At 46.1% G+C, this 20,812-nt stretch carries 18 protein-coding genes; 12 read left to right on the top strand and 6 right to left on the bottom strand.

The window, feature by feature from the left end; translation table 11 throughout:
- Position 1: 1 nt before the first annotated feature.
- Positions 2-1,492 (top strand): guanosine-5'-triphosphate,3'-diphosphate diphosphatase, encoded by a 1,491-nt coding sequence (gppA, locus tag M9194_RS15980; protein WP_250613685.1) that lies wholly within the window; start codon positions 2-4, stop codon positions 1,490-1,492.
- Positions 1,493-1,544: 52 nt separating this feature from the next.
- Here the strand turns inward: gppA and M9194_RS15975 are convergent, their stop codons facing one another.
- The 3 genes from M9194_RS15975 to recQ form a co-directional block, all read right to left on the bottom strand.
- A complete protein-coding gene (locus M9194_RS15975) occupies positions 1,545-2,225 on the bottom strand; it encodes a 7-cyano-7-deazaguanine/7-aminomethyl-7-deazaguanine transporter (protein WP_250613684.1) in 681 nt (226 codons plus the stop codon).
- Between the two features lie 150 nt (positions 2,226-2,375).
- The gene (locus tag M9194_RS15970; RefSeq protein WP_250613683.1) at positions 2,376-2,690 is read right to left on the bottom strand and encodes a DUF3630 family protein; all 315 of its coding nucleotides are present in this window, start codon (positions 2,688-2,690) and stop codon (positions 2,376-2,378) included.
- Positions 2,683-4,518 (bottom strand): ATP-dependent DNA helicase RecQ, encoded by a 1,836-nt coding sequence (gene recQ, locus M9194_RS15965; protein WP_250613682.1) that lies wholly within the window; start codon positions 4,516-4,518, stop codon positions 2,683-2,685. The genes M9194_RS15970 and recQ overlap by 8 nt, the downstream gene beginning before the upstream one ends.
- A gap of 149 nt (positions 4,519-4,667) precedes the next feature.
- Between recQ and rarD the strand changes: the two genes are divergently transcribed.
- From rarD to ggt, 4 genes are all read left to right on the top strand, one after another.
- Positions 4,668-5,576 carry an EamA family transporter RarD gene (gene rarD / locus M9194_RS15960; RefSeq protein WP_250613681.1) on the top strand — a complete coding sequence of 303 codons (909 nt, stop codon included), beginning with the start codon at positions 4,668-4,670 and terminating at the stop codon, positions 5,574-5,576.
- 66 nt (positions 5,577-5,642) lie between these two features.
- On the top strand, positions 5,643-6,455 hold the full coding sequence (locus tag M9194_RS15955) for an AraC family transcriptional regulator (protein WP_250613680.1): 813 nt from the start codon (positions 5,643-5,645) through the stop codon (positions 6,453-6,455).
- A 138-nt stretch (positions 6,456-6,593) separates the two neighbouring features.
- Positions 6,594-7,256: a LysE family translocator gene (locus M9194_RS15950; protein WP_250613679.1), complete on the top strand. Its 663-nt coding sequence runs from the start codon at positions 6,594-6,596 to the stop codon at positions 7,254-7,256.
- Positions 7,257-7,359: 103 nt separating this feature from the next.
- Positions 7,360-9,111, top strand: coding sequence for a gamma-glutamyltransferase (gene ggt, locus M9194_RS15945; protein ID WP_250613678.1), 1,752 nt, complete (start codon positions 7,360-7,362; stop codon positions 9,109-9,111).
- Between the two features lie 648 nt (positions 9,112-9,759).
- Here the strand turns inward: ggt and uvrD are convergent.
- Entirely contained in the window at positions 9,760-11,934 is a 2,175-nt protein-coding gene (gene uvrD / locus M9194_RS15940) for a DNA helicase II (protein WP_250613677.1), read from the bottom strand.
- Between the two features lie 273 nt (positions 11,935-12,207).
- Between uvrD and M9194_RS15935 the strand changes: the two genes are divergently transcribed.
- The 4 genes from M9194_RS15935 to M9194_RS15920 all read left to right on the top strand — a co-directional run bounded on the left by M9194_RS15935 (position 12,208) and on the right by M9194_RS15920 (position 14,658).
- Positions 12,208-12,468 carry a BufA1 family periplasmic bufferin-type metallophore gene (locus M9194_RS15935; protein WP_250613676.1) on the top strand — a complete coding sequence of 87 codons (261 nt, stop codon included), beginning with the start codon at positions 12,208-12,210 and terminating at the stop codon, positions 12,466-12,468.
- 93 nt (positions 12,469-12,561) lie between these two features.
- Positions 12,562-13,428: an MNIO family bufferin maturase gene (bufB, locus tag M9194_RS15930; protein ID WP_250613675.1), complete on the top strand. Its 867-nt coding sequence runs from the start codon at positions 12,562-12,564 to the stop codon at positions 13,426-13,428.
- The gene (locus tag M9194_RS15925; protein ID WP_250613674.1) at positions 13,425-14,189 is read left to right on the top strand and encodes an HvfC/BufC N-terminal domain-containing protein; all 765 of its coding nucleotides are present in this window, start codon (positions 13,425-13,427) and stop codon (positions 14,187-14,189) included. The genes bufB and M9194_RS15925 overlap by 4 nt, the downstream gene beginning before the upstream one ends.
- Positions 14,190-14,199: 10 nt before the next feature.
- Complete coding sequence (locus M9194_RS15920; RefSeq protein WP_250613673.1) at positions 14,200-14,658, top strand: DoxX family protein; 459 nt, start codon at positions 14,200-14,202, stop codon at positions 14,656-14,658.
- A gap of 71 nt (positions 14,659-14,729) precedes the next feature.
- Here the strand turns inward: M9194_RS15920 and prlC are convergent, their stop codons facing one another.
- A complete protein-coding gene (prlC, locus tag M9194_RS15915; protein WP_250613672.1) occupies positions 14,730-16,772 on the bottom strand; it encodes an oligopeptidase A in 2,043 nt (680 codons plus the stop codon).
- A gap of 271 nt (positions 16,773-17,043) precedes the next feature.
- On the opposite strand from prlC, the gene M9194_RS15910 reads away from it, so the two are divergent.
- Positions 17,044-17,883, top strand: a complete 840-nt coding sequence (locus M9194_RS15910; protein WP_250613671.1) for a 23S rRNA (adenine(2030)-N(6))-methyltransferase RlmJ — start codon at positions 17,044-17,046, stop codon at positions 17,881-17,883.
- Between the two features lie 47 nt (positions 17,884-17,930).
- Positions 17,931-19,286, top strand: coding sequence for a glutathione-disulfide reductase (gorA, locus tag M9194_RS15905; RefSeq protein WP_250613670.1), 1,356 nt, complete (start codon positions 17,931-17,933; stop codon positions 19,284-19,286).
- A gap of 77 nt (positions 19,287-19,363) precedes the next feature.
- Here gorA and M9194_RS15900 read toward each other — a convergent pair whose 3' ends face one another.
- On the bottom strand, positions 19,364-20,215 hold the full coding sequence (locus M9194_RS15900; RefSeq protein ID WP_250613669.1) for a LysR family transcriptional regulator: 852 nt from the start codon (positions 20,213-20,215) through the stop codon (positions 19,364-19,366).
- A 99-nt stretch (positions 20,216-20,314) separates the two neighbouring features.
- Between M9194_RS15900 and M9194_RS15895 the strand changes: the two genes are divergently transcribed.
- The gene (locus M9194_RS15895) at positions 20,315-20,686 is read left to right on the top strand and encodes a YybH family protein (RefSeq protein WP_250613668.1); all 372 of its coding nucleotides are present in this window, start codon (positions 20,315-20,317) and stop codon (positions 20,684-20,686) included.
- Positions 20,687-20,812: the final 126 nt, after the last annotated feature.

The following is a 20,812-nucleotide window of genomic DNA, read 5'->3' as shown; positions in this document are numbered from 1 at the left end:
TATGAGTAATCTCGCCTCTTCTTCGCTGTATGCGGCCATCGATTTGGGCTCGAACAGCTTTCATATGCTGGTCGTCAGGCATGTTTACAGCAGTATTCAGACGATCGCGAAAATAAAGCGTAAAGTTCGCCTCGCCGCTGGCCTAAATGAACACCACGAGTTAAGCATTGAAGCGATGCAAAGAGGTTGGGATTGCCTAAGTCTCTTTGCCGAACGGCTACAAGATATCCCTGCCAACAATATTCGTATTGTCGGCACCGCCACGCTAAGAACCGCGACAAACATTGATATTTTCCTCAAAAAAGCGAGTGAAATATTGGGCAAAGATATCGAAGTAATATCAGGCGAAGAAGAAGCCGAGACCATCTATAAAGGAGTCGCCCACACCTCTGGTGGACAGGGGCGCAGATTAGTGGTCGATATTGGCGGCGCCAGCACCGAAATAATCATAGGTGAAGGTTTTACCGCCAAGGCATTGACTAGCCTAAAGATGGGTTGTGTCACTTGGCTGGAGAATTACTTTAAAGATAGGCAATTGAACGAAAGCAATTTCAATCACGCGATTGAGGCGGCCAAATCGATCATTCAACCTATCGTTAGCAAATATCAAGATATCGGCTGGGATGCCTGCGTTGGTGCCAGTGGCACTGTTCAAGCCATCCAGGAAATCATGCTGGCTCAAGGCATGGATGAACTTATCACGTTAAGTAAGCTCAAGCGCCTGCAAAATCAAGCCATGCTCGCAGAGCAACTAGAAGAGTTAGACATTAAAGGGCTTACCTTTGAACGAGCGCTGGTTTTTCCTAGTGGCTTATCCATCTTAATTGCTATTTTTGAGCTGTTTGCCATCGATTCGATGACACTTGCAGGCGGCGCACTACGTGAAGGTCTGGTTTACGATATGGCCGACGATCTTCGCTGTGATGATATTCGAGGTCGAACGATTCATAGTGTCCACTCACGCTTTCAGATAGATACTCACTACGCCAACCAAGTAGCCAATATGGCTGAGCGCCTGCTTAGTCAATGCAGCTCCGATTGGTTACCCGAGCCACAAGGGAAGGCATTGTTGCTCGCAGCTGCCAAGTTTCATGAGCTGGGCTTGTCCATTGACTATAAAAAAGGCGCAGAGCATGGCGCGTATTTGTTAAAAAGCCTAGATCTTCCCGGCTTTACTCGCGCGCAAAAGCGCTTACTGTCAGATATAGTACTGCGCTATCGTGAGCAGCTTACCCCGCTGCCAGAGCAACATGCGATTTCTACTGAAAGCGCCACTCGAGCTTTAAGGTTATTGCGTTTGGCCGTACTACTTACCCACAGGAGAAATCCTAGACTAGAGCCAAACTACAGCTTGGTCAGTAAGCAAGACCAACTCGTGCTCACCCTGCCATCGGCTTGGTTAGAGGCCAACCCTCTCACTAAGGCAGAGCTGGAAATGGAAGCGAATCGTCAAACCGACTTAGGCTGGCCATTGACCATACAAGCCCAATAAAAAATGCCCCAAGATTTCACCTTGGGGCATTTTTCAAACCTCTACTGATCGCTTACGCCTGCTGGTTGGCCATACCTTCAAGCCTGAATTTTGGATTGATGGTCGTGAGTTTTTTCACCAAGTAATTCAGTAATACACCATACATTGGCACAAATAAGCCTAGGCTGATTAACAGTTTAAAGCTGTAGTCCACCATGGCGATTTCTTTCCAATGCTGCGCCATAAATGCGTTCGGACTATGATAAAAAGCAATCGAAAAGAACGACAACGTATCGAGTGCATTACCAATAATGGTTGAACAGGTCGGTGCAACCCACCAGCTTTTCGACTGACGTAAACGGTTAAACACATGCACATCTAAGACCTGCCCCAGCAAATACGCCATAAAGCTCGCGGCCGCAATTCGAGCGACAAACAAGTTAAACGTAGATAAGTGTTGCAGCCCTTGAAACTGACCTTGAAAAAACACAACCGACAAGAAATACGACACCGCCAACGCTGGTATCATGACCAAGAAGATAATCTTACGAGCCATCGGCGCACCAAATATACGTACCGTCAGATCCGTGGCAAGAAAGATAAATGGGAAAGTAAAGGCTCCCCAAGTGGTATGGAAACCAAACAGAGTGAAGGGTAATTGGACAAGATAATTACTTGATGCGATAACAACTAAGTGAAACAACACTAAGTAACCAAGCGCTTTGCGCTGTTGCTGAAGAGTAAACTGGCTCATATTGTACCTTTTTGCTTGTTGGGGTTAGGGAACCCAAGTTAGGCACAATGACAACAATCAGTGCCTTCAATAATAAATCGGCCGAAGATTATACATTAGCCTTATACGACCGCAATATCTTATCCGCACAATACCAGCTATCTGGATTAGCTATATACCTTTACCTAAAAGCTGAGCCAAAAACTCGAGTTCTTCTTGGCTATCATTCACGCAAAGCGCTTCGAGCCACATGACTTCACTGTAATGCTCCGCTTTCAAAAATAACTGACAACCTTCAAAGTCAATCAGCCAAGAGTGAACATCGGCGTCCGCTTGCCTCTCCACAATGGTGGCGGAGATCAGTTCAACAAAATAGACGCCAACCTGCGGGAAACTGTCGTAATCAAAGCTGGGTGCCTGCAAAATAATGCGGCCAGATGAAGGTTCAAACTCATGTAAACCAAACTGAAACTTGGGTTTATCCATGCTGGGTTAAATACTCCTGAATAACATCTAAAAAAGGGTCGGCATATTTTTCTAGCTTCACTTGCCCAACGCCATTGACTGCTAACATCTCACCATATGAAGTAGGCAGAATTTCCGCCATATCGACCAAGGTTGCATCACTAAACACCACATAGGGCGGCAATCCATCTTCATCGGCTATCGATTTACGCAACTTTCTCAGCATGGCAAACAATTTTTTGTCGTAGTTTTTGCTGGAAAGCTTGTCTTGCTTGGATGTCTTGGTTGCCATATCCAGCCTCGGCACAGCCAATTCGAGATTCATTTCTCCACGCAATAATGGGCGCGCTTCTTCTGTTAACTGCAAAGTGGAGTTGCGGGTAATATTTTGGCTAAGCAAGCCCTTGTGGATCAGCTGGCGAAAAATACTGACCCAGTAGTCGTGACTGTGTTCCTTGCCGATGCCGTAAGTTGAAAGCTCGTCATGGCGATTTTCTCGAACACGAATATTTTGCATCCCACGCATGACTTCCACGACATAGCCAATACCAAAGCTTTGCCCGACACGATAGACACAAGACAATGCTTTTTGCGCCTCGACGGTGGCATCAAATCGTTTCGGAGGATCTAAACAGACATCGCAGTTGCCGCAAGGCTTGTCTCTGTACTCACCAAAATAGTTTAACAATACTTGCCTTCGACAGGTCTGAGCTTGCGCAAACGCATCCATGGCGGTGAGCTTATGCGCTTCAACTCGCTTTTGTTCGCTGTCGTCTTTCTCATCGAGCATTCTGCGTAACCAATTAATGTCAGCAGGATCAAACAACATGAGCGCCTCAGCAGGCAGGCCATCTCGTCCAGCCCGGCCCGTTTCTTGGTAATAGGACTCAATATTGCGTGGAATATCAAAGTGGACAACAAATCGCACGTTGGGTTTATTGATCCCCATGCCAAACGCTACTGTGGCCACCACGATTTGGATATCATCTTTTTGAAAAGCCTCCTGGACTTGCTTGCGCTCATCCACTTCCATACCCGCGTGATAGCCCGCCACCCTAAGGTGATTGTTTTGTAGCTTTTCGGTGAGCATCTCAACCTTTTTTCGGCTACCACAATAGATGATTCCACACTGGCCTTTTTGCGTCGCCAAGTATCGAACCACTTGGCTGACAGGCTTATGTTTTTCGACCAAATTATAGCGAATGTTCGCTCTATCAAAGCTGCCTAAGTAGGTAAGAGGCTGCGATAACTGCAATCGTTGTATGATGTCGGTCCGTGTGGCCTCATCCGCAGTCGCGGTCAACGCCATTACGGGTGCAGAAGGAAAGGCTTTTTTTAACTGACCAAGCGAGGCATATTCCGGGCGAAAATCATGCCCCCACTGAGAAATACAATGCGCTTCATCCACCGCAATCAAACTCAAATCCAAATGATGCAGCCGCTCGATAAAGTCGGCCATCAGCACTCTCTCAGGAGAGACATAGATAAGCTTAATTTCCCCGGCGTGCATACGCGCATAAATATCGACCAGCTCTTGACGACTCAAGGTTGAATTGATGCACTCTGCACTGACACCACTGGCTTTCAGCTGGTCCACCTGATCTTTCATTAAAGAAATTAATGGTGAAATCACCAGAGTCATCCCTTGCGACACCAACGCTGGCACCTGATAGCACAGAGATTTGCCGCCACCGGTTGGCATAATAACCAGACTATCTTGGCCCAATAAAGTCGCATCAATCACATCGTTTTGCCCTTGACGAAACGCTTGGTAGCCAAATACTTCTTCTAATACGGATTGAGGTGACAACAAGGGTTCCTGTGATTGCTCTATGGGTAATGAGGTCATGAATTCTCTCAAAATGGAGGGTATAAAGAAGGCTTCGAGCACATTGTAGTCGGGATTTACCATGAATAAAACTGCAAATTGCTAGGTGAAATAGGAAGGCACTCGTATACTTCTCATCCTGTCCATTTCATCCTCTACAGGAAAACGTGATGAACAACGATGAACAACAAACAGCTCGACAAGGTATATTGTTCGCCATCGCTGGCTATACCATGTGGGGCATAGCGCCAATCTACTTTAAAGCGATCCAACAAGTTTCCGCCCCTGAAATCCTCTGCCATCGGGTCATTTGGTCATTTCTGATATTGGTATTTCTGGTCCACTTTAGCCGTAAATGGCACAGTGTTAAAAATGTTCTCACGTCAAAGAAGCTGGTTTATATCGTAGCCACCTCCATTCTGCTTGGCTGTAATTGGCTGATTTTCATCTGGGCCGTCAATTCAGACCACATGCTCGACGCCAGTTTAGGCTATTACATTAATCCACTATTAAACGTTCTGTTGGGCATGATATTTCTTGGCGAGCGATTACGAAAACTGCAATGGCTAGCCGTGATATTAGCGACCGTTGGCGTATTAATCCAAATCATCGCATTTGGCCGAGTACCTATTGTCGCCATCTCGTTAGCGGCCACCTTCGGATTGTACGCACTGTTAAGAAAGAAGGTCAGCTTAGAAGCGCAAACGGGTCTATTCCTTGAGATGCTCATCTTGTTGCCCCTTGCCATGATTTATATGTTTGGTTTTGCCCACAGCGCAACCTCCGACATGCTGGACAATACCACGCACTTAAACGTTTTGTTGGTGTCAGCGGGCATTGTCACTACCCTCCCTTTCTTATCTTTTAACGCCGCTGCGACCCGATTAAAGCTCTCAACACTGGGGTTCTTCCAATACATAGGCCCAAGTCTCATGTTTTTGCTGGCGGTATTGCTTTATGGCGAAACGGTCACACTTGCCAAGGCAGTCACCTTTGTCTTTATTTGGGCCGCATTGGTAATATTTAGCTTTGATGGGGTTCGTTTTAGCAAAAAGAAAAAGGCGTTAGTTAGGTCGTAAATATACAAGACATCGAACGGCGCAAAAGGTAAGCTTGGTGATAAGTTAACCAACTTACCTTTTTTAATGGCTGAGGACATTCAATATCACTCTACCGCTTTCGATGCTATCAATCTAATCGATGCTCACTACCAGAAGTTTTCTTTTCAGCGGCACTATCATTTAGATTTTCATATCGGGCTAATCACGGGTGGCAGGCAAGTTTTCAAACATAATGGCAACAGTCATTGTGTCGGTGCTGGCCAACTTGTCATTATGCCGCCGGATGATATTCATGACGGTCGTTCATGGCGAGAGTCTGGCTACGATGTCAAAGTGATCACGATCAGCCCAACTTGGCTAAGTCATTTAGCCGACATAGACACACCGGATACACTGATTACTTTTCGACAATTGATTGTTGAAGATCCTAGCATATTTAACCAACTGAGTACCTTGTTCCACACGTTAAAACAAACCAACAGCAGTCAATTAGCCATAGACTGCGCGCCCTATGAAGGGTTTAGCCAGCTTTTTGAGCAATATGGCTCGGTAGTCACAGCGAAAAACGCGCGTTTGGGTCAAAAGCACATCAGTAAGCTTAAAGATTATCTGATGGAGAACCTTGATCAAGCTATACGCTTACAGGACTTATCCGATCTCTGCCAACTTTCAGAGAGTCAGTTTCAGCGTAGGTTTAAAGCTCAAATGGGTCTGACACCCTATGCTTGGTTAAGCCGACTGCGACTGGAAAAGAGCATGCAGCTGCTTAAGTCTGGGATAAATGGGACAGATGTGGCGTTACAAGTGGGTTTCTACGATCAAGCACATTTTAGCAAAGCTTTTAAGTCAAACTTTGGCATCACTCCATCTCAGGTTCGATGCCAGCCCTATACCTAACATATCTTTAGGTATAGCAAATTACTTCGAAACGTAAGCTTTGGTTAGATAGATAAAGCGAACCTGTTAATAATTTACAATCTTTGTATTTCAAGTCGTGGCATTGTGAGTTCAGAATGAATCATTAGAGACTATTGCATGAACGAAGCCGCTATTTTACTCACCCTTGCCGGGGTCCATTTCGTTGCGTTGATGAGCCCAGGGCCGGACTTCGCACTTGTGGTGCAAAACGCCACTAGGCATGGGAGGCAAACTGGACTGTATATTGCGCTGGGCTTATCCTTTGGTATTTTTGTCCAATCTTTGCTCAGCATTACCGGAGTAAGCTACCTTGTCCACCAACATCCGGTCATGTTTGCTGTGTTACAATTCATTGGCGGCGGTTATTTACTTTACTTAGGTTACGGCGCGTTAAAAGCCACCATCGGCAACCTGATGCGTCCACATAAGGCTGAGCCCTTGGCCACAAAGCCATCGGCTGAATTGAGTAACAGACGCCAAGCTTTTTCACGTGGTTTTGCGACGAATATCCTCAATCCAAAAGCCTTAGTGTTTTTCGTTAGCTTAATGTCGACGTTAGTTCCAGCAAGCATGCCCACGTCAGGTAAAGCATTGGCCGTTATTATTCTTTGGGGGCTATCACTATTTTGGTTTTCGCTGCTCGCCTGGACACTATCGACCAACAAGCTGCAACAAAGTTTAAGTGCCATGGGAGTTTATATTGATGGCTTATGTGGTCTTATCTTCACCGTTATTGGCATCTATATTTTACACGCCTCATTACTCTCCTTCTTTCACTGATTAATCGTATTTATCGGATCAGGATAACAGACTGATAATTAACATATAGATATATCGATCGTAGCCTGACAAGCTCTAGCTTGAAACGAACAAGGAGAGTTGTATGCTGCGGTCGATTAAATCCACCCTAACGTTAAGCCTAGTATTGGCATCCACTTCATTACTGGCGCAACAAGTTACCGATTCCATCGCGCCAGAACACAGTTCTGGCCTAGAACAAAAGCAGTTAGTCACAGCCAAAAACTGGATGGTCACCGCGGCAAATCCACTGGCTAGCGAAGCTGGAGCCCAAGTATTAGCACAAGGGGGCAACGCCGCCGATGCTTTAGTTGCAGTGCAGCTCATGCTTGGCTTGGTTGAACCGCAGTCTTCCGGTATCGGTGGCGGTGCGTTTTTAGTTTATTGGGATGCCAACAAACACAAGCTCACCACATTTGATGGACGAGAAACCGCGCCAGTTCACGCCACACCCGAGCTGTTTCTGGATAAATCAGGTCAACCCATGTCCTTTTATGATGCCGTGGTAGGTGGCCGCTCCGTTGCCACACCCGGTACTGTGATGCTGCTTTGGCAGGTTCACAAACGCTATGGCAAATTGGACTGGCAGAAAATAATCCAACCTATCATAAATACCGCAAGGCATGGGTTTACCATTAGCCCTAGATTAGCTTCCTCAATTGCTCATGATGGGGAACGTCTCAAACGCTATAAAGAGGCCCGAGAATACTTCTTTGATAAGAGCGGGCAAGCCAAAAAAGCTGGCACACTTCTTAAAAATCCAGCTTACGCGGATACCTTAGAGCAAATCGCCAAACACGGTGCCAAGGCGTTTTACCAAGGCGATATCGCCAAACAAATCGTTAGTGCGGTCAACAAAGCCCCTAGTAACCCTGGCGTGCTATCACTGACTGACATGCAGAATTATCAGATCAAGCAAAGAGAGCCGGTTTGCTCGCCTTACCAAAACTATCAAATATGTGGCATGGGCCCTCCAAGCTCTGGAGGCTTAACGGTTGGCCAGATATTGTCTATTAGTGCGCACTTTGATCTTAAAGATTGGGGAGCAAAAGATGTAAGATCATGGCAAGTGATTACCGAAGCGTCTAGATTAGCCTTTGCCGATAGGGCCATGTACATGGCAGACCAAGATTTTGTCCCTATGCCTACCCAAGGTTTGTTGGACCCAAGTTATCTTCAAAAACGGGCAAAACTGATCACGCTCAATAAAGCCCTAGGCTCTGTCTCAGCTGGATCGCCACCTTGGGATCATGCTCAATTGCAAAGTAACGATGAATCGATTGAGCTACCTTCCACCAGCCACTTTAATATTGTTGATAAGCAAGGCAACGTCGTTTCTATGACAACCACGATTGAAAACGCGTTTGGCTCTCGCTTGATGGTCGATGGCTTTCTACTTAACAATGAAATGACCGATTTCTCTTTTCGCACTCACCAAGGAGAAAGACCCATTGCCAATCGAATCGAGCCTGGCAAACGTCCGCGCTCATCTATGGCACCTACGATCATAATGAAAGATGGTCAGCCGTATATGGCGATAGGCTCACCTGGCGGCAGCAGAATCATCGGCTACGTTGCCCAAGCCATCATTGCTCATATCCAATGGGGAATGGATATCCAACAAGCCATAGATCTGCCACATATACTGAGTCGATTCAACGATGTGGAGATCGAGCAAAACACCTCAGCGCAAGCAATGCAAGCCCCGTTGAAGAAGCTTGGTTATCAAACAAAAGTGACCGATCTTAACTCCGGCTTACACGCAATCCGCATTTTACCTCATCGCTTAGAAGGGGCGGCGGACCCCAGACGTGAAGGCACCGCAGTTGGCCAATGAATAAAGATCAACGATCCTCCCGACATGATGTGAGAAATCTCTTACAAACAAGTGAGCAAATGGCACCACTGCGTTAAGGAGTAAAGAGAAGCACAGCCTTAAGTTGTTGATTCTTATGAGTGGTAATAAGACATAGTACATTCATAGCGGCTACAAATACCTATATTGCATTGATGATAAATTAGATCTCAGTATTATGAATGGTGTCGGAGGGATGCTGACAAAGATAAGATTCTAAGGATTAGGAACGCTTCAGGAAGAAGTGTTGATTACTAAGGATAGGTAATCAGAAAGGAATCGCTTAACAACTAGGAAGGTTGTTAATTAAGGACAGCAGGACACCTCTGGATTGGGGAAGGATGACACATCAGGATGATGTAATGGACATCGCTAGGGGATGAGCGATAAGCTAACGTGGATTAGTTAGCGAGCCAAGGTAGGTAAACGGACACCGCTAGGAAGGCGACGAGAAGGAATAAGCTGAACGGAAATCAGCATAATATCAAGGATTAGAGGCATGGAGCACTTAAGTAGCCGGAATGCTGCACTTTGAGACTTGTAACCCCGATGAGCGAAAGCTCTCGGGGTTTTTCTTTATCCATGCCAAATCGCTTCAAGAGACAAATTCAGAGCAGTCGGATAAGTGCATTACAGCTTTTCTAACCTAGCATAAGCCGTAACCAGCCATTTAATGCCCTCACCATTAAAGGCAACTTGCACTCGGCTTTGTGGACCACTGCCTTCGAAGTTGATAATGGTGCCCTCACCAAATTTGGGATGATTCACCCGCGTACCCAGACTAAAACCTGTTTCGTTGAAACTCTCTTTCACTGTCGTCTGGCTAAATCGTCCACTGCTGGCAGGTCGGCTCACCTGAGCTTTCATCCGCACTTCATCCAAGCAGTCTTCTGGTAGCTCACGAATAAAGCGTGATGGCTTATGATATTTATCTTGTCCGTATAGACGGCGCATCTCTGCATACGTGATATAGAGCTTCTCCATCGCTCGAGTCATTCCTACATAGCAAAGACGACGCTCTTCTTCTATTCGTCCTGCTTCTTCCGCCGACATCTGGCTAGGGAACATACCCTCTTCTACGCCAACCATAAATACCATAGGGAACTCTAGCCCCTTAGCACTGTGTAGCGTCATCAACTGAACAGCATCGTCAAACTCGTCGGCTTGGCCTTCACCCGCTTCAAGCGCAGCGTGAGTAAGAAAGGCGGTCAAAAGCGTCATCTCTTCTGCTTCTTCAGGTTTTTCAAATTGACGAGTTGCGGTGACCAGCTCAGCCAAGTTTTCAATGCGAGCTTTAGACTTTTCGCCTTTCTCCTGCTCATACATAGTGAATAATCCAGAATGATGGATCACATGGTCGGTTTGCTTATGCAGTGACATTTCTGCCGTATCATCTTCAAGTGCATTAATCAGTTCAACAAAGCGGCTAAGCGCACTTGCCGAACGACCCGCTAAGACTTTCTCTTCCAGTAGTGATACGCAGGATTGCCACATGGTCGCTCCCCTCTCTCGAGCTGCAAAGCGAATGGTTTCTAGGGTTTTCTCGCCCAGGCCTCGGGTTGGCGTATTAACGATGCGTTCAAATGCCGCGTCGTCGTTTCGATTGGCCATCAATCTTAGATACCCTAGTGCATCTTTGATCTCTTGCCGTTCAAAAAATCGCATGCCGCCATAAATGCGATAAGGCAATGCTGACTGGATAAGCGCTTCTTCTAACACACGCGACTGAGCATTGTTGCGATATAAAAGCGCCGTATCGCTTAACGCGCCGCCCTTGTCCTGCCACTCTTTTATTTTGCCAACCGTAAACCTTGCTTCATCTAGCTCGTTATATGCCGAGTAAACCGAGATGGCTTCTCCGGCAGTGCCATCTGTCCACAGCTCTTTACCCATACGCTCGGTATTGTTGGCAATCAGCGCATTGGACGCCTGCAAAATGGTTTTCGTCGAGCGGTAGTTTTGCTCTAGACGTACCGTATTTACACTCGGAAACTCCAAGGTGAATTTTTCAATATTCTCAACTTTAGCACCGCGCCAGCCATAGATGGATTGGTCGTCATCACCGACTATCATCACATGGGTCTCAGGTCCGGCCATCATACGAAGCCAAGCATATTGAATATTGTTGGTATCTTGAAACTCATCCACCAAAATGTGCTTGAATCTGGCTTGGTAGTGTTCTCGAATCGGTTTTTTCTCACGTAATAGCTCTAAAGCACGCAATAATATTTCTGCAAAATCAACCAAGCCAGCGCGGTCACAGGCTTCTTGATAGGCGCGATAAATTTGCAAATAGGTTTTTGCAACCGGATCGTGGTAACAATCGATGTGTTGCGGCCTTAACCCTTCATCTTTCTTGCCATTAATCCACCACGCCGCTTGTTTGGCTGGCCATTGTTTTTCATCCAGGTTTTGCGCTTTAATAATGCGGCGGAGCAAACGATACTGATCGTCAGAATCAAGAATTTGGAAGTCTTCACTTAAGTTGGCATCAAGGTAGTGGGCACGCAAGATGCGATGGCATATGCCATGGAAAGTACCATTCCACATGCCCGATGCATTACCCATCATCAGCTCTTCGATTCTGCCTCTCATCTCGGCCGCCGCTTTATTGGTAAAGGTGACGGACATAACCGAAAATGGCGAGGCCTGCTCCACGGACAATAGCCAAGCAATACGATGCACCAGCACTCTCGTTTTACCACTTCCGGCTCCTGCCAAAATCAGTAAATTCTCTAAAGGCGCAGCCACTGCTTCGCGCTGTTTGTCGTTGAGGCCATCAAGGAGTAAGGAAGGGTCGATCATGAGCAGGCTACTGGTTATTTATACATAAAGCTCGATTATACCCAAACCACTTCAAGATGCGAGTGCCGACAAGAGAATCACATTGCCTGCCAAACAACAAAAAGTGGATAAATGTTATGCAATAAAATCAATCAATTGATTTGTAAATCACATAAAAATCCCATTATTAATAATTTTTGTGAAAGTTTTTGCAGTGATTTTCTATCCTTTAGTTTAAGCATGGTCAAGAAATGACCTGCGAAATAAAAAGGATCAACTTCTGAGGATATTAAAATGAAAAAGTCTAATCTTGCTGTTACTGCTGCGGTTACTGGTCTTGTCGCATTAGGAGGCACTCTGTTGACAGCCGCACCTGTGTTAGCTGCAGAAAAAGAAAAATGCTACGGCGTTGCCAAAGCAGGTAAAAATGACTGCGCCACCAAAACCAGCTCTTGTGCCGGAACAGCAAAAGCTGACAACCAAAAAGATGCTTTTGTCGTCGTACCTAAAGGGCTATGCGGAAAACTTGCCGGCGGCAGCACTTCCTCTTCGTAACCGTACCCATTAATTAGTCGTAACTTAAGGTTTTTGAAGTGTGCTGTTGCATCTACCAGTACACCTCAAAACCTAACACAAAAGGAACTCGTAGTGGCACCCATTACTTTTCACGAAAAAGTTGGCGTTGGGCTAAGAGCGCCACACCTCGAGCATTTCTCCTCACACGACACTCCGGTGCAGTGGCTAGAAATTCATAGCGAAAACTACTTTCAGCCTTACTCAGCCTCACGTCACACCTTGAGGAAATTACGAGAAACCTACCCCATTAGTTGTCATGGAATTGGTTTATCACTTGGCAGCGCGGACAAAGTGAACGTTGAACACCTCAATCAGCTCAAAGCACTGATCAATGAAGTGGATCCGTTGTTTGTCTCAGACCATTTAAGCTGGAGCCAAACCGGGGGACATTATTTTAACGATTTATTACCCCTTCCTTATACTGAAGAAGCGCTAAGCTGCTTCTGCCTTAATGTATTAGCTGTCCAAGACGCTATCCAAAGGCCAATACTCATAGAGAACCCTTCTAGTTATTTGTCGTTCGAGCATTCAGTCATTCCAGAATGGGAGTTTCTCGCTGAGGTTCAAGCTCGTACCGATTGCCGACTGCTACTCGATCTGAATAACGTCTATGTGTCTTCATTTAACCATCAATTTGACCCAAGTGTTTACCTTTCATCCATTCCTCACCAAGCTGTCGATGAAATTCACCTAGCGGGATTTACCGTGAAACAGCTCGAGCAGGGAGAAATATGGATAGACACACACAGCCAGCCCGTTTGCGATCAGGTGTGGCAACTCTATCAAGACTGGATATCCAGCTACGGGCCAGTCCACACCTTGATTGAATGGGATGTGGATATCCCGGAGGTCGAGGTGTTACTCCAGCAAGCCGAGTTAGCCAGCGATAGACTATATGCTTTGGAGCCTGTGACTAAGCATTCGAGGAGAGCGTCATGAGCCTGTCCTTATCCGAGTTACAAAGCCGTTTCGCTCAAGCACTGCATTATCACGCCAGTGGTCAAGAGTGTGCCATTGTCAGTAATGAATTTTCTGCTGATGAGCGCCTGCAAATTTATCGCAACAATTTTATTATTAGCCTGAGTGAGGTGCTGCAAGCGACCTACCCTATGGTCATGGCGTTAGTGGGAAAAGAATGCTTTGATCAGCTTGCTCGTCAATATGTATTGACCTATCCGCTTAAACAAGGCGACGTCACACATTATGGTGAAAGCTTTGAACATGTATTTGCTCAATTTCCCAATGTAATAAGTGAAGCTCCCTACTTAGCGGATGTGGCACGATTTGAGTGGCAACTCGATCGCTCAACCTACTTGGCGTCAACATCTAGGCCTGATACTGCCGCTGCGCCAATCTCACAGCTTGCAGACATTGATGAATCGGAACAAGGCAACATCCAATTATGCCTATCTCCAGGTACTTTAACCTTTCAGGCGAGTTACGCCGTGTTCTCATTGCAAAGCGCCATTCGCCGTAACAATTTTGATGGATTGGACATCAACCAGAAGGAATCAGGACTGATCGGCACCTTAGCCAATGGCGACACTTGGAGCAAAGCTTGTTCGTCAAATGTTGCCATTTTAGTGAATAGACTAAACTGTAGAAAAAGATTATCAGAAATTGAGCCTGAATTATTGGCTCATATCCAAACACTGACGGAACTTGGCATTGTGACAGGCTTTACACTAATAGATACATAAGGACGCTTGTATGTCGTATTCAATCAAAAGTATTGTCAGCTGCTATGACTGCGCAGTCGAGAAGTCACAATATTACTTCGTTCCCGCTTTCTTATTGTTTTTAAGGATTTGGATCGCAGAAGTGTTTTTCTTCTCTGGGTGGGTAAAAGTGCAAGATTGGGGGAGCACTCTGTTTTTATTTGAATTGGAATACCAAGTCCCTTTACTGCCATGGCAACTCGCCGCCTACTTAGGCACTGCTGCAGAGCTTATCTTACCTATCTTTATCGTGTTTGGACTGCTCACCCGCCCCATGGCAGCCATACTGTTTATCTTTAATATTATTGCGGTTATCTCATACCCGGTGTTGTGGGAAAAAGGCTTTTACGACCATCAACTTTGGGGACTAATGATTCTAATTCTGGTGGTGTGGGGACCTGGACCATTTTCTATCGATAATTGGTTAAAACGTCGAATCTTAAGCCAATAAACCTAACATCTAAGTCAATAAAAAGGGCGCTTACCTATCATAAGTCAGCGCCCTCTTTGCTAATCGATCACTTACGCACTAATGCCTGAGTGTCTCAATAACGCATCAATTTGCGGCTCACGACCTCTAAATCGTTTGAATAGCTCCATCGGCTCTTCACTGCCACCCATTTCAAGAATATGGTTTAAGAAACTCTTGCCTGTCTCTTTATTGAAAATGCCTTCTTCTTCAAAACGAGAGAACGCATCGGATGACAGCACCTCGGCCCATAAATAGCTATAATAGCCAGCGCTATAGCCGCCTGCGAATATATGGCTAAAGCTATGTGAAAAACGATTCCATTCCAAACTCGGCAGCACCGACACTTTTGCCTTCACTTCGGCTAACGTCTCCAACACACGGGGGCCGACTTCTGGGTCAAACTCTGTATGCAAAGTGAAGTCAAATAACCCAAACTCAAGCTGGCGTAAAATGAACATCGCGGACTGGAAGTTTTTCGCTGCCAGCATTTTCTCGAGCATCGCTTTTGGTAGTGGTTCACCTGTCTCGTAGTGACCAGAAATAAAGGACAGCGCTTGTTCTTCCCAACACCAGTTTTCTAAGAACTGACTTGGTAATTCCACCGCATCCCATGGCACACCATTGATACCCGCCACAGCGCCCGTTTCAATTTGCGTGAGCATATGATGGATACCATGACCAAATTCGTGGAACAAAGTCACCACTTCGTTATGAGTAAATAACGCGGGTTTATCACCGACGGGCTTATTGAAGTTACAAGTCAGATAGGCAACAGGCGTCTGCAGTTCGCCACTTAACGTGACACGACGGCCACGACAGTCATCCATCCATGCGCCGCCTCGTTTGTGTTCACGTGCGTACAAGTCCAGATAGAAGCTACCACGATGCTGTCCTTGGCTATCGGTAATATCGAAAAACTTAACTGACTCATGCCAAGTGTCAACGCCTTTGCGCTCACTCACTGTCATGCCAAAGACTCGCTTGACCACCTCAAACAGGCCCTGAATGACTGTACTCTCAGGAAAATATGGACGAAGCTCTTCGTCAGAGATTTGGAATAAATGCTGCTTTTGCTTCTCGCTGTAATACGCGATATCCCACAGCTGTAAGGAATCAACGCCAAACTCACGTTGAGCAAATTGGCGCAGCTCCTCGACTTCTTTCTCTCCTTGAGATTTAGCCTTGGTCGCCAAGTCATTTAAAAAGCTCATCACTTGGGCGGGGTTTTCCGCCATTTTCGTTGCCAAGGATTTTTCACTATAAGAGGTAAAACCAAGCATACGCGCAATTTCATGGCGCAATTTTAGCTGCTCAGCAATGATCTCTGTGTTGTCCCACTTACCTGCCGTTGGCCCTCTATCGGATGCTCGTGTCACATAAGCTTCATACAATTCTTTACGCAGCGCTTGGTTATCACAATACGTCATCACAGGAAGGTACGAAGGAATATCAAGCGTCAGTAAAAAGCCTTCCAGCTCTTTTGCTTCAGCCGCCGCTTTCGCAGCAGCGAGAGCAGACTCTGGCATGCCGACTAATTGAGACTCATCGGTAATGTGTTTAGTCCAGCCCATCGTCGCATCAAGCACATTGTTAGAAAATTGCGACCCCAGCTCAGACATACGCTTACTGATCTCACCATAACGATGCTGCTCATCTGCGGGTAGGCCAATACCTGATAGCTCAAAGTCACGCAGAGAGTCGTTAATCGTCTTCTTTTGCGCTTGAGTTAACTCGGAGAAGGCATCACTGGCCTTGATGGCTTTATAAGCTTCAAACAAACCTTTATGTTGTCCAACCCAAGTGCCGTACTCAGACAATAGCGGTAAGCAGCTTTCATACGCCTCACGAAGCTCATCGCTATTGACGACAGAATTCATATGGCTCACAGGCGACCATATCCGGCTAAGCTTATCGTCCACCTCTTCTATCGGAGCGACTAAGTTTTGCCAAGAAGGTTGTGAATTATCTTGCAATACCTGTTCAATCTTCGCCCGGCAATCCGCAATAGCGGATTCCACCGCTGGCTTGACGTGCTCAGGCTTAATATCAGAAAAAGGAGGGAGATCGGTAAAAGTAATAAGCGGGTTCGACATAAGGCGTTCCTTTTGGCAAAAAGCGGCAAATAATACTAGGTTAATATAGGTAACTTATCGCATTTTCAATCCCTGCCTAAGTGAAGCTGCAAATCTATTAAGCAGAATTTGTGGTCAAGCAGAACCGCAATCGTTTCACGGGCAAAAAATGTTCAATTTAGTGATTTACTCGCGCTGAGTATATAATGCCAACAATAAAGAAAACCCCACGCTAGGGTGTGTTAACCTCTTCAGGTCAACACACCCTAGTTCAGCGTAATGAGAAATAGAATTGCTAAGCTACCGACACAGTTTTCATGCAGGTAATCATGCCGACGTCATCAAACATATTGTACAAAGTTTGATTCTCTCGGCCTTGCGCCAAAAAGAGAAACCCTTTGTCTATCATGACACCCACTCAGGTGTGGGCCGCTATGACTTAACCCATGAATGGTCTGAAAAAACAGGGGAGTATAAACTTGGTATTGGCCGCCTTTGGCAACAAGAGCAACTGCCAGAAGAGTTGACCAGTTACCTCAGCGCCATCAAAACACTAAATCAAGACAACGAGCTCCAATTTTATCCCGGCTCGCCGAGAGTCGCACGCTCACACCTACGACAACAAGATCGCATGGTATTAACCGAACTGCACCCGAGTGATTACCCTCTGCTGCAACAGGAGTTTCATCGTGATCGACAAGTGTCGATTTTTAAAGAGGATGGCTTTAAACGGTTGAAAGCCAGCTTACCTCCTAAAGAGCGCAGAGGCCTGGTGCTTATCGATCCTCCTTACGAGCTGGCCAAAGAGTACCGGGATGTCGTACAAGCGCTTTATCAAGCCTATAAACGCTGGGCTACGGGCATTTACGCAGTATGGTACCCAGTGGTAAATCGCTGTGATATCGACGATATGGTTGAATCGATTAAGGGACTGGGAATTCGCAAAATATTGCAAATCGAGCTTGGGGTCACCCCTGATACCAACGAACGCGGCATGACCGCGTCTGGCATGATTGTCATCAACCCGCCATGGAAGCTAGAGCAGCAAATGCAAACTATTCTGCCCTATCTAAAGAAAACAATCGCACCAGCAACCGGACATTACACACTAGATTGGGTTGTACCTGAATAACTTTGCCCCAATCTAAAAAGAATATGACGATGATTATGGAGACAGTAATGGCAACGCATTTTGATTATATCTGTATTGGTGGCGGCTCAGGCGGTATTGCATCAGCAAACCGAGCAGCTATGTATGGAGCAAAAGTGGCACTAATTGAAGCTCAAGATCTGGGCGGTACTTGTGTCAACGTAGGTTGCGTACCGAAGAAAGTAATGTGGCACGGTGCCCAAGTAGCAGAAGCAATGCACTTATATGCCGCTGATTACGGTTTTGATGTTGAAGTAAAGAACTTCAACTGGGAGACATTAGTCAAGAATCGCCAAGCCTATATTGGACGAATTCATCAGTCATATGATCGGGTACTAGGCAACAACAAAGTGAATGTGATCAAAGGATTTGCTAAGTTTGTTGATGCAAAAACCGTTGAGGTCAATGGCGAACACTACACCGCTGACCATATTTTAATTGCCGTCGGCGGCCGTCCAACCATCCCTAATGTACCCGGCGCTGAGCATGGAATCGACTCTAACGGCTTCTTTGAACTCAACGAGCAACCAAAACGTGTTGCGGTTGTCGGTGCAGGCTACATCGCGGTAGAAATCGCTGGCGTGCTGAATGCACTTGGCAGTGACACCCACTTGTTTGTGCGTAAGCAATCCCCACTACGCAGCTTCGACCCAACGATTGTTGAAACACTCACTGAAGTGATGAATGAAGAAGGCCCAACCCTTCATACCCATTCAACGCCAAAAGAAGTCGTAAAAGAAGCTGATGGTAGCCTAACACTGCATCTAGAAAACGGTGAGAGCCAAAATGTGGATTGTCTGATTTGGGCAATTGGTCGTCACCCAACCACCGACGCCATTAATTTAAGCGCAACTGGTGTAGAGACCAGTAAAGGCGGTTACATCAAGGTAGATGAATACCAGCAAACCAATGTAGCAGGCATCTATTGCGTTGGTGATATCATGGAAGGCGGCATTGAGCTGACTCCAGTGGCTGTTAAAGCAGGCCGCCAACTATCTGAACGACTATTTAACAATAAACCAGAAGCCAAAATGGACTATGACCTGGTGCCTACGGTCGTGTTTAGCCACCCCCCCATCGGCACTATCGGCTTAACTGAGCCAGAAGCCATCGAGAAATACGGTGAAGAAAACGTAAAAGTATACTCGTCGGGTTTTACTGCGATGTACACCGCGGTTACACAACATCGTCAGCCATGCAAAATGAAACTGATTTGTGCGGGTGAAGATGAAAAAGTAGTCGGCTTACATGGTATTGGCTTTGCCGTCGATGAAATGATCCAAGGCTTTGGCGTCGCCATGAAGATGGGAGCAACAAAAGCAGACTTTGATTCTGTCGTGGCTATCCATCCCACCGGCTCTGAAGAATTTGTCACGATGAGATAGGCGTCTGATTTAAAACAAAAAATCATCTATCTTTTTGGCGAGGTAGATGATTTTCTTCATTTCAGCCCTTTGCTAAATCACCAACACTTCATTTCATCCTCAATTGCCGCTATAGCCATGGTGACTGCGATAGGTGCATGTGCAAAATAAGGATGTAGTGCATAGATGGGATTACTTTTTTCTGCTTCAAAGCCCGCTACAATTTCAAGTCGTGGATTGTGCATGGCAAGCTGCTCAGGTACTAGGCCGATCCCGAGGCCCAACTCTATCATGGCTATCACATCCAACACGGTATTGGCTTTATGCCGCACTTTATGGGTTATATTGTATCGCCTCGCGCCCTCTACATATTGATGCGTGATTGGCTCGGTTTGCCATTGGTGCGCAATATAAGGCGCATCAAGGATGTTTACTGATGAGTTTTTTGCTTGGCAAAGCACATCGCTAAACGAGCCGATTTTCCGCTGCTTTAAGTTAGAGTCCTGCGAGCTGCCGACCCTGATAGCGATATCAACGTTGCTTTGGCTAATATTCAAATGTTGATCGTCACTTAGCAAGTTCAAATGTAAATCCGGAAAAGGCATAAAGACCTTAGCCAGCGCTGGCAGAACAAGACTTCTCATCAACCCACATGGCGCTGTGACCGTTAGCTTTCCAGATGGGGTTTGCTTTTCATTTGATACCGCCTGCCACGCGCTTTCTGCTTGCTTGAGCATTTCAGAACATTGGTGATAAAAGCTCTCCCCGGTAGGGGTGAGCCGCTGCCTTCGTGTAGTGCGCGTGATCAGGCATGTTCCTAATTCACTCTCAAGTGACTTTAGCGCCGAGCTCACAACGGATTTTGATAGTGCCATCTTTTCTGCGGCTTTGGAAATAGACCCAGATTCTACAATATTGACGAAAAACGCCATTAAGCGAAGCTTGTTCATTGTTCTGTTTAACCGAACTGTTATTTCTTATTAGTTTGTTTTTCTCACTCTATTCTAGTCCTAATATCAATACATCGTCATCCAACAAGGACTCAGATCATGACTCAATCAATACTCAATCGCTCCCAACAAGGCATTGCGGCTTGGCAAGCAGCCTTTAATCGACAAGACGCTAAAGGCTGCGCCGATCAATATGCAGAAGACGCCGTCATGGTCGCTAAACCCTTCGGCACTTTTAAAGGCCGAGAGCAAATTCAGGCATTTTGGCAAAACATTATCGATCAAGGTTTCCATAGCGTTGACTACACCGATGTGCAATGGAACAAGCACTCTGAAGTTAGCTACACCCTTTCTTCGAATTGGACCATGAATAAAGCCTATGGTGTGGTACATAAAGAAGTGTGGGAGGTTCAAAGCGACGATAAATCCCGCTTGATCTACGATGAGTTCGAAGTGTTAGGTGAAAGATAACGCCTAGTCTATTGCTGCGGTAGGTAAAAAAAGACCCACAGCTAGGTCGTGGGTCAAACAAATGTATAGCCCGTGAAGAGGCGGGCAAAAGTCAGTTGGCTATGTAAATGCTTCTAAACAAATAGG

This window comes from Vibrio sinus (genome assembly GCF_023634645.1).
GTDB lineage: Bacteria > Pseudomonadota > Gammaproteobacteria > Enterobacterales > Vibrionaceae > Vibrio > Vibrio sinus.
This window is presented reverse-complemented; position numbering and strand designations above follow the sequence as displayed.

Bases quoted from the DNA above. Each gene is read 5' to 3' on its own strand.
- M9194_RS15895 (WP_250613668.1), top strand. From the start codon at position 20,315: ATGACTCAATCAATACTCAATCGCTCCCAACAAGGCATTGCGGCTTGG.
- M9194_RS15955 (WP_250613680.1), top strand. From the start codon at position 5,643: ATGGCTGAGGACATTCAATATCACTCTACCGCTTTCGATGCTATCAAT.
- uvrD (WP_250613677.1), bottom strand. From the start codon at position 11,934: ATGATCGACCCTTCCTTACTCCTTGATGGCCTCAACGACAAACAGCGC.
- M9194_RS15950 (WP_250613679.1), top strand. From the start codon at position 6,594: ATGAACGAAGCCGCTATTTTACTCACCCTTGCCGGGGTCCATTTCGTT.
- gppA (WP_250613685.1), top strand. From the start codon at position 2: ATGAGTAATCTCGCCTCTTCTTCGCTGTATGCGGCCATCGATTTGGGC.
- recQ (WP_250613682.1), bottom strand. From the start codon at position 4,518: ATGACCTCATTACCCATAGAGCAATCACAGGAACCCTTGTTGTCACCT.
- prlC (WP_250613672.1), bottom strand. From the start codon at position 16,772: ATGTCGAACCCGCTTATTACTTTTACCGATCTCCCTCCTTTTTCTGAT.
- ggt (WP_250613678.1), top strand. From the start codon at position 7,360: ATGCTGCGGTCGATTAAATCCACCCTAACGTTAAGCCTAGTATTGGCA.
- M9194_RS15975 (WP_250613684.1), bottom strand. From the start codon at position 2,225: ATGAGCCAGTTTACTCTTCAGCAACAGCGCAAAGCGCTTGGTTACTTA.
- M9194_RS15925 (WP_250613674.1), top strand. From the start codon at position 13,425: ATGAGCCTGTCCTTATCCGAGTTACAAAGCCGTTTCGCTCAAGCACTG.
- M9194_RS15900 (WP_250613669.1), bottom strand. From the start codon at position 20,215: ATGAACAAGCTTCGCTTAATGGCGTTTTTCGTCAATATTGTAGAATCT.
- gorA (WP_250613670.1), top strand. From the start codon at position 17,931: ATGGCAACGCATTTTGATTATATCTGTATTGGTGGCGGCTCAGGCGGT.
- M9194_RS15920 (WP_250613673.1), top strand. From the start codon at position 14,200: ATGTCGTATTCAATCAAAAGTATTGTCAGCTGCTATGACTGCGCAGTC.
- M9194_RS15935 (WP_250613676.1), top strand. From the start codon at position 12,208: ATGAAAAAGTCTAATCTTGCTGTTACTGCTGCGGTTACTGGTCTTGTC.
- M9194_RS15970 (WP_250613683.1), bottom strand. From the start codon at position 2,690: ATGGATAAACCCAAGTTTCAGTTTGGTTTACATGAGTTTGAACCTTCA.
- rarD (WP_250613681.1), top strand. From the start codon at position 4,668: ATGAACAACGATGAACAACAAACAGCTCGACAAGGTATATTGTTCGCC.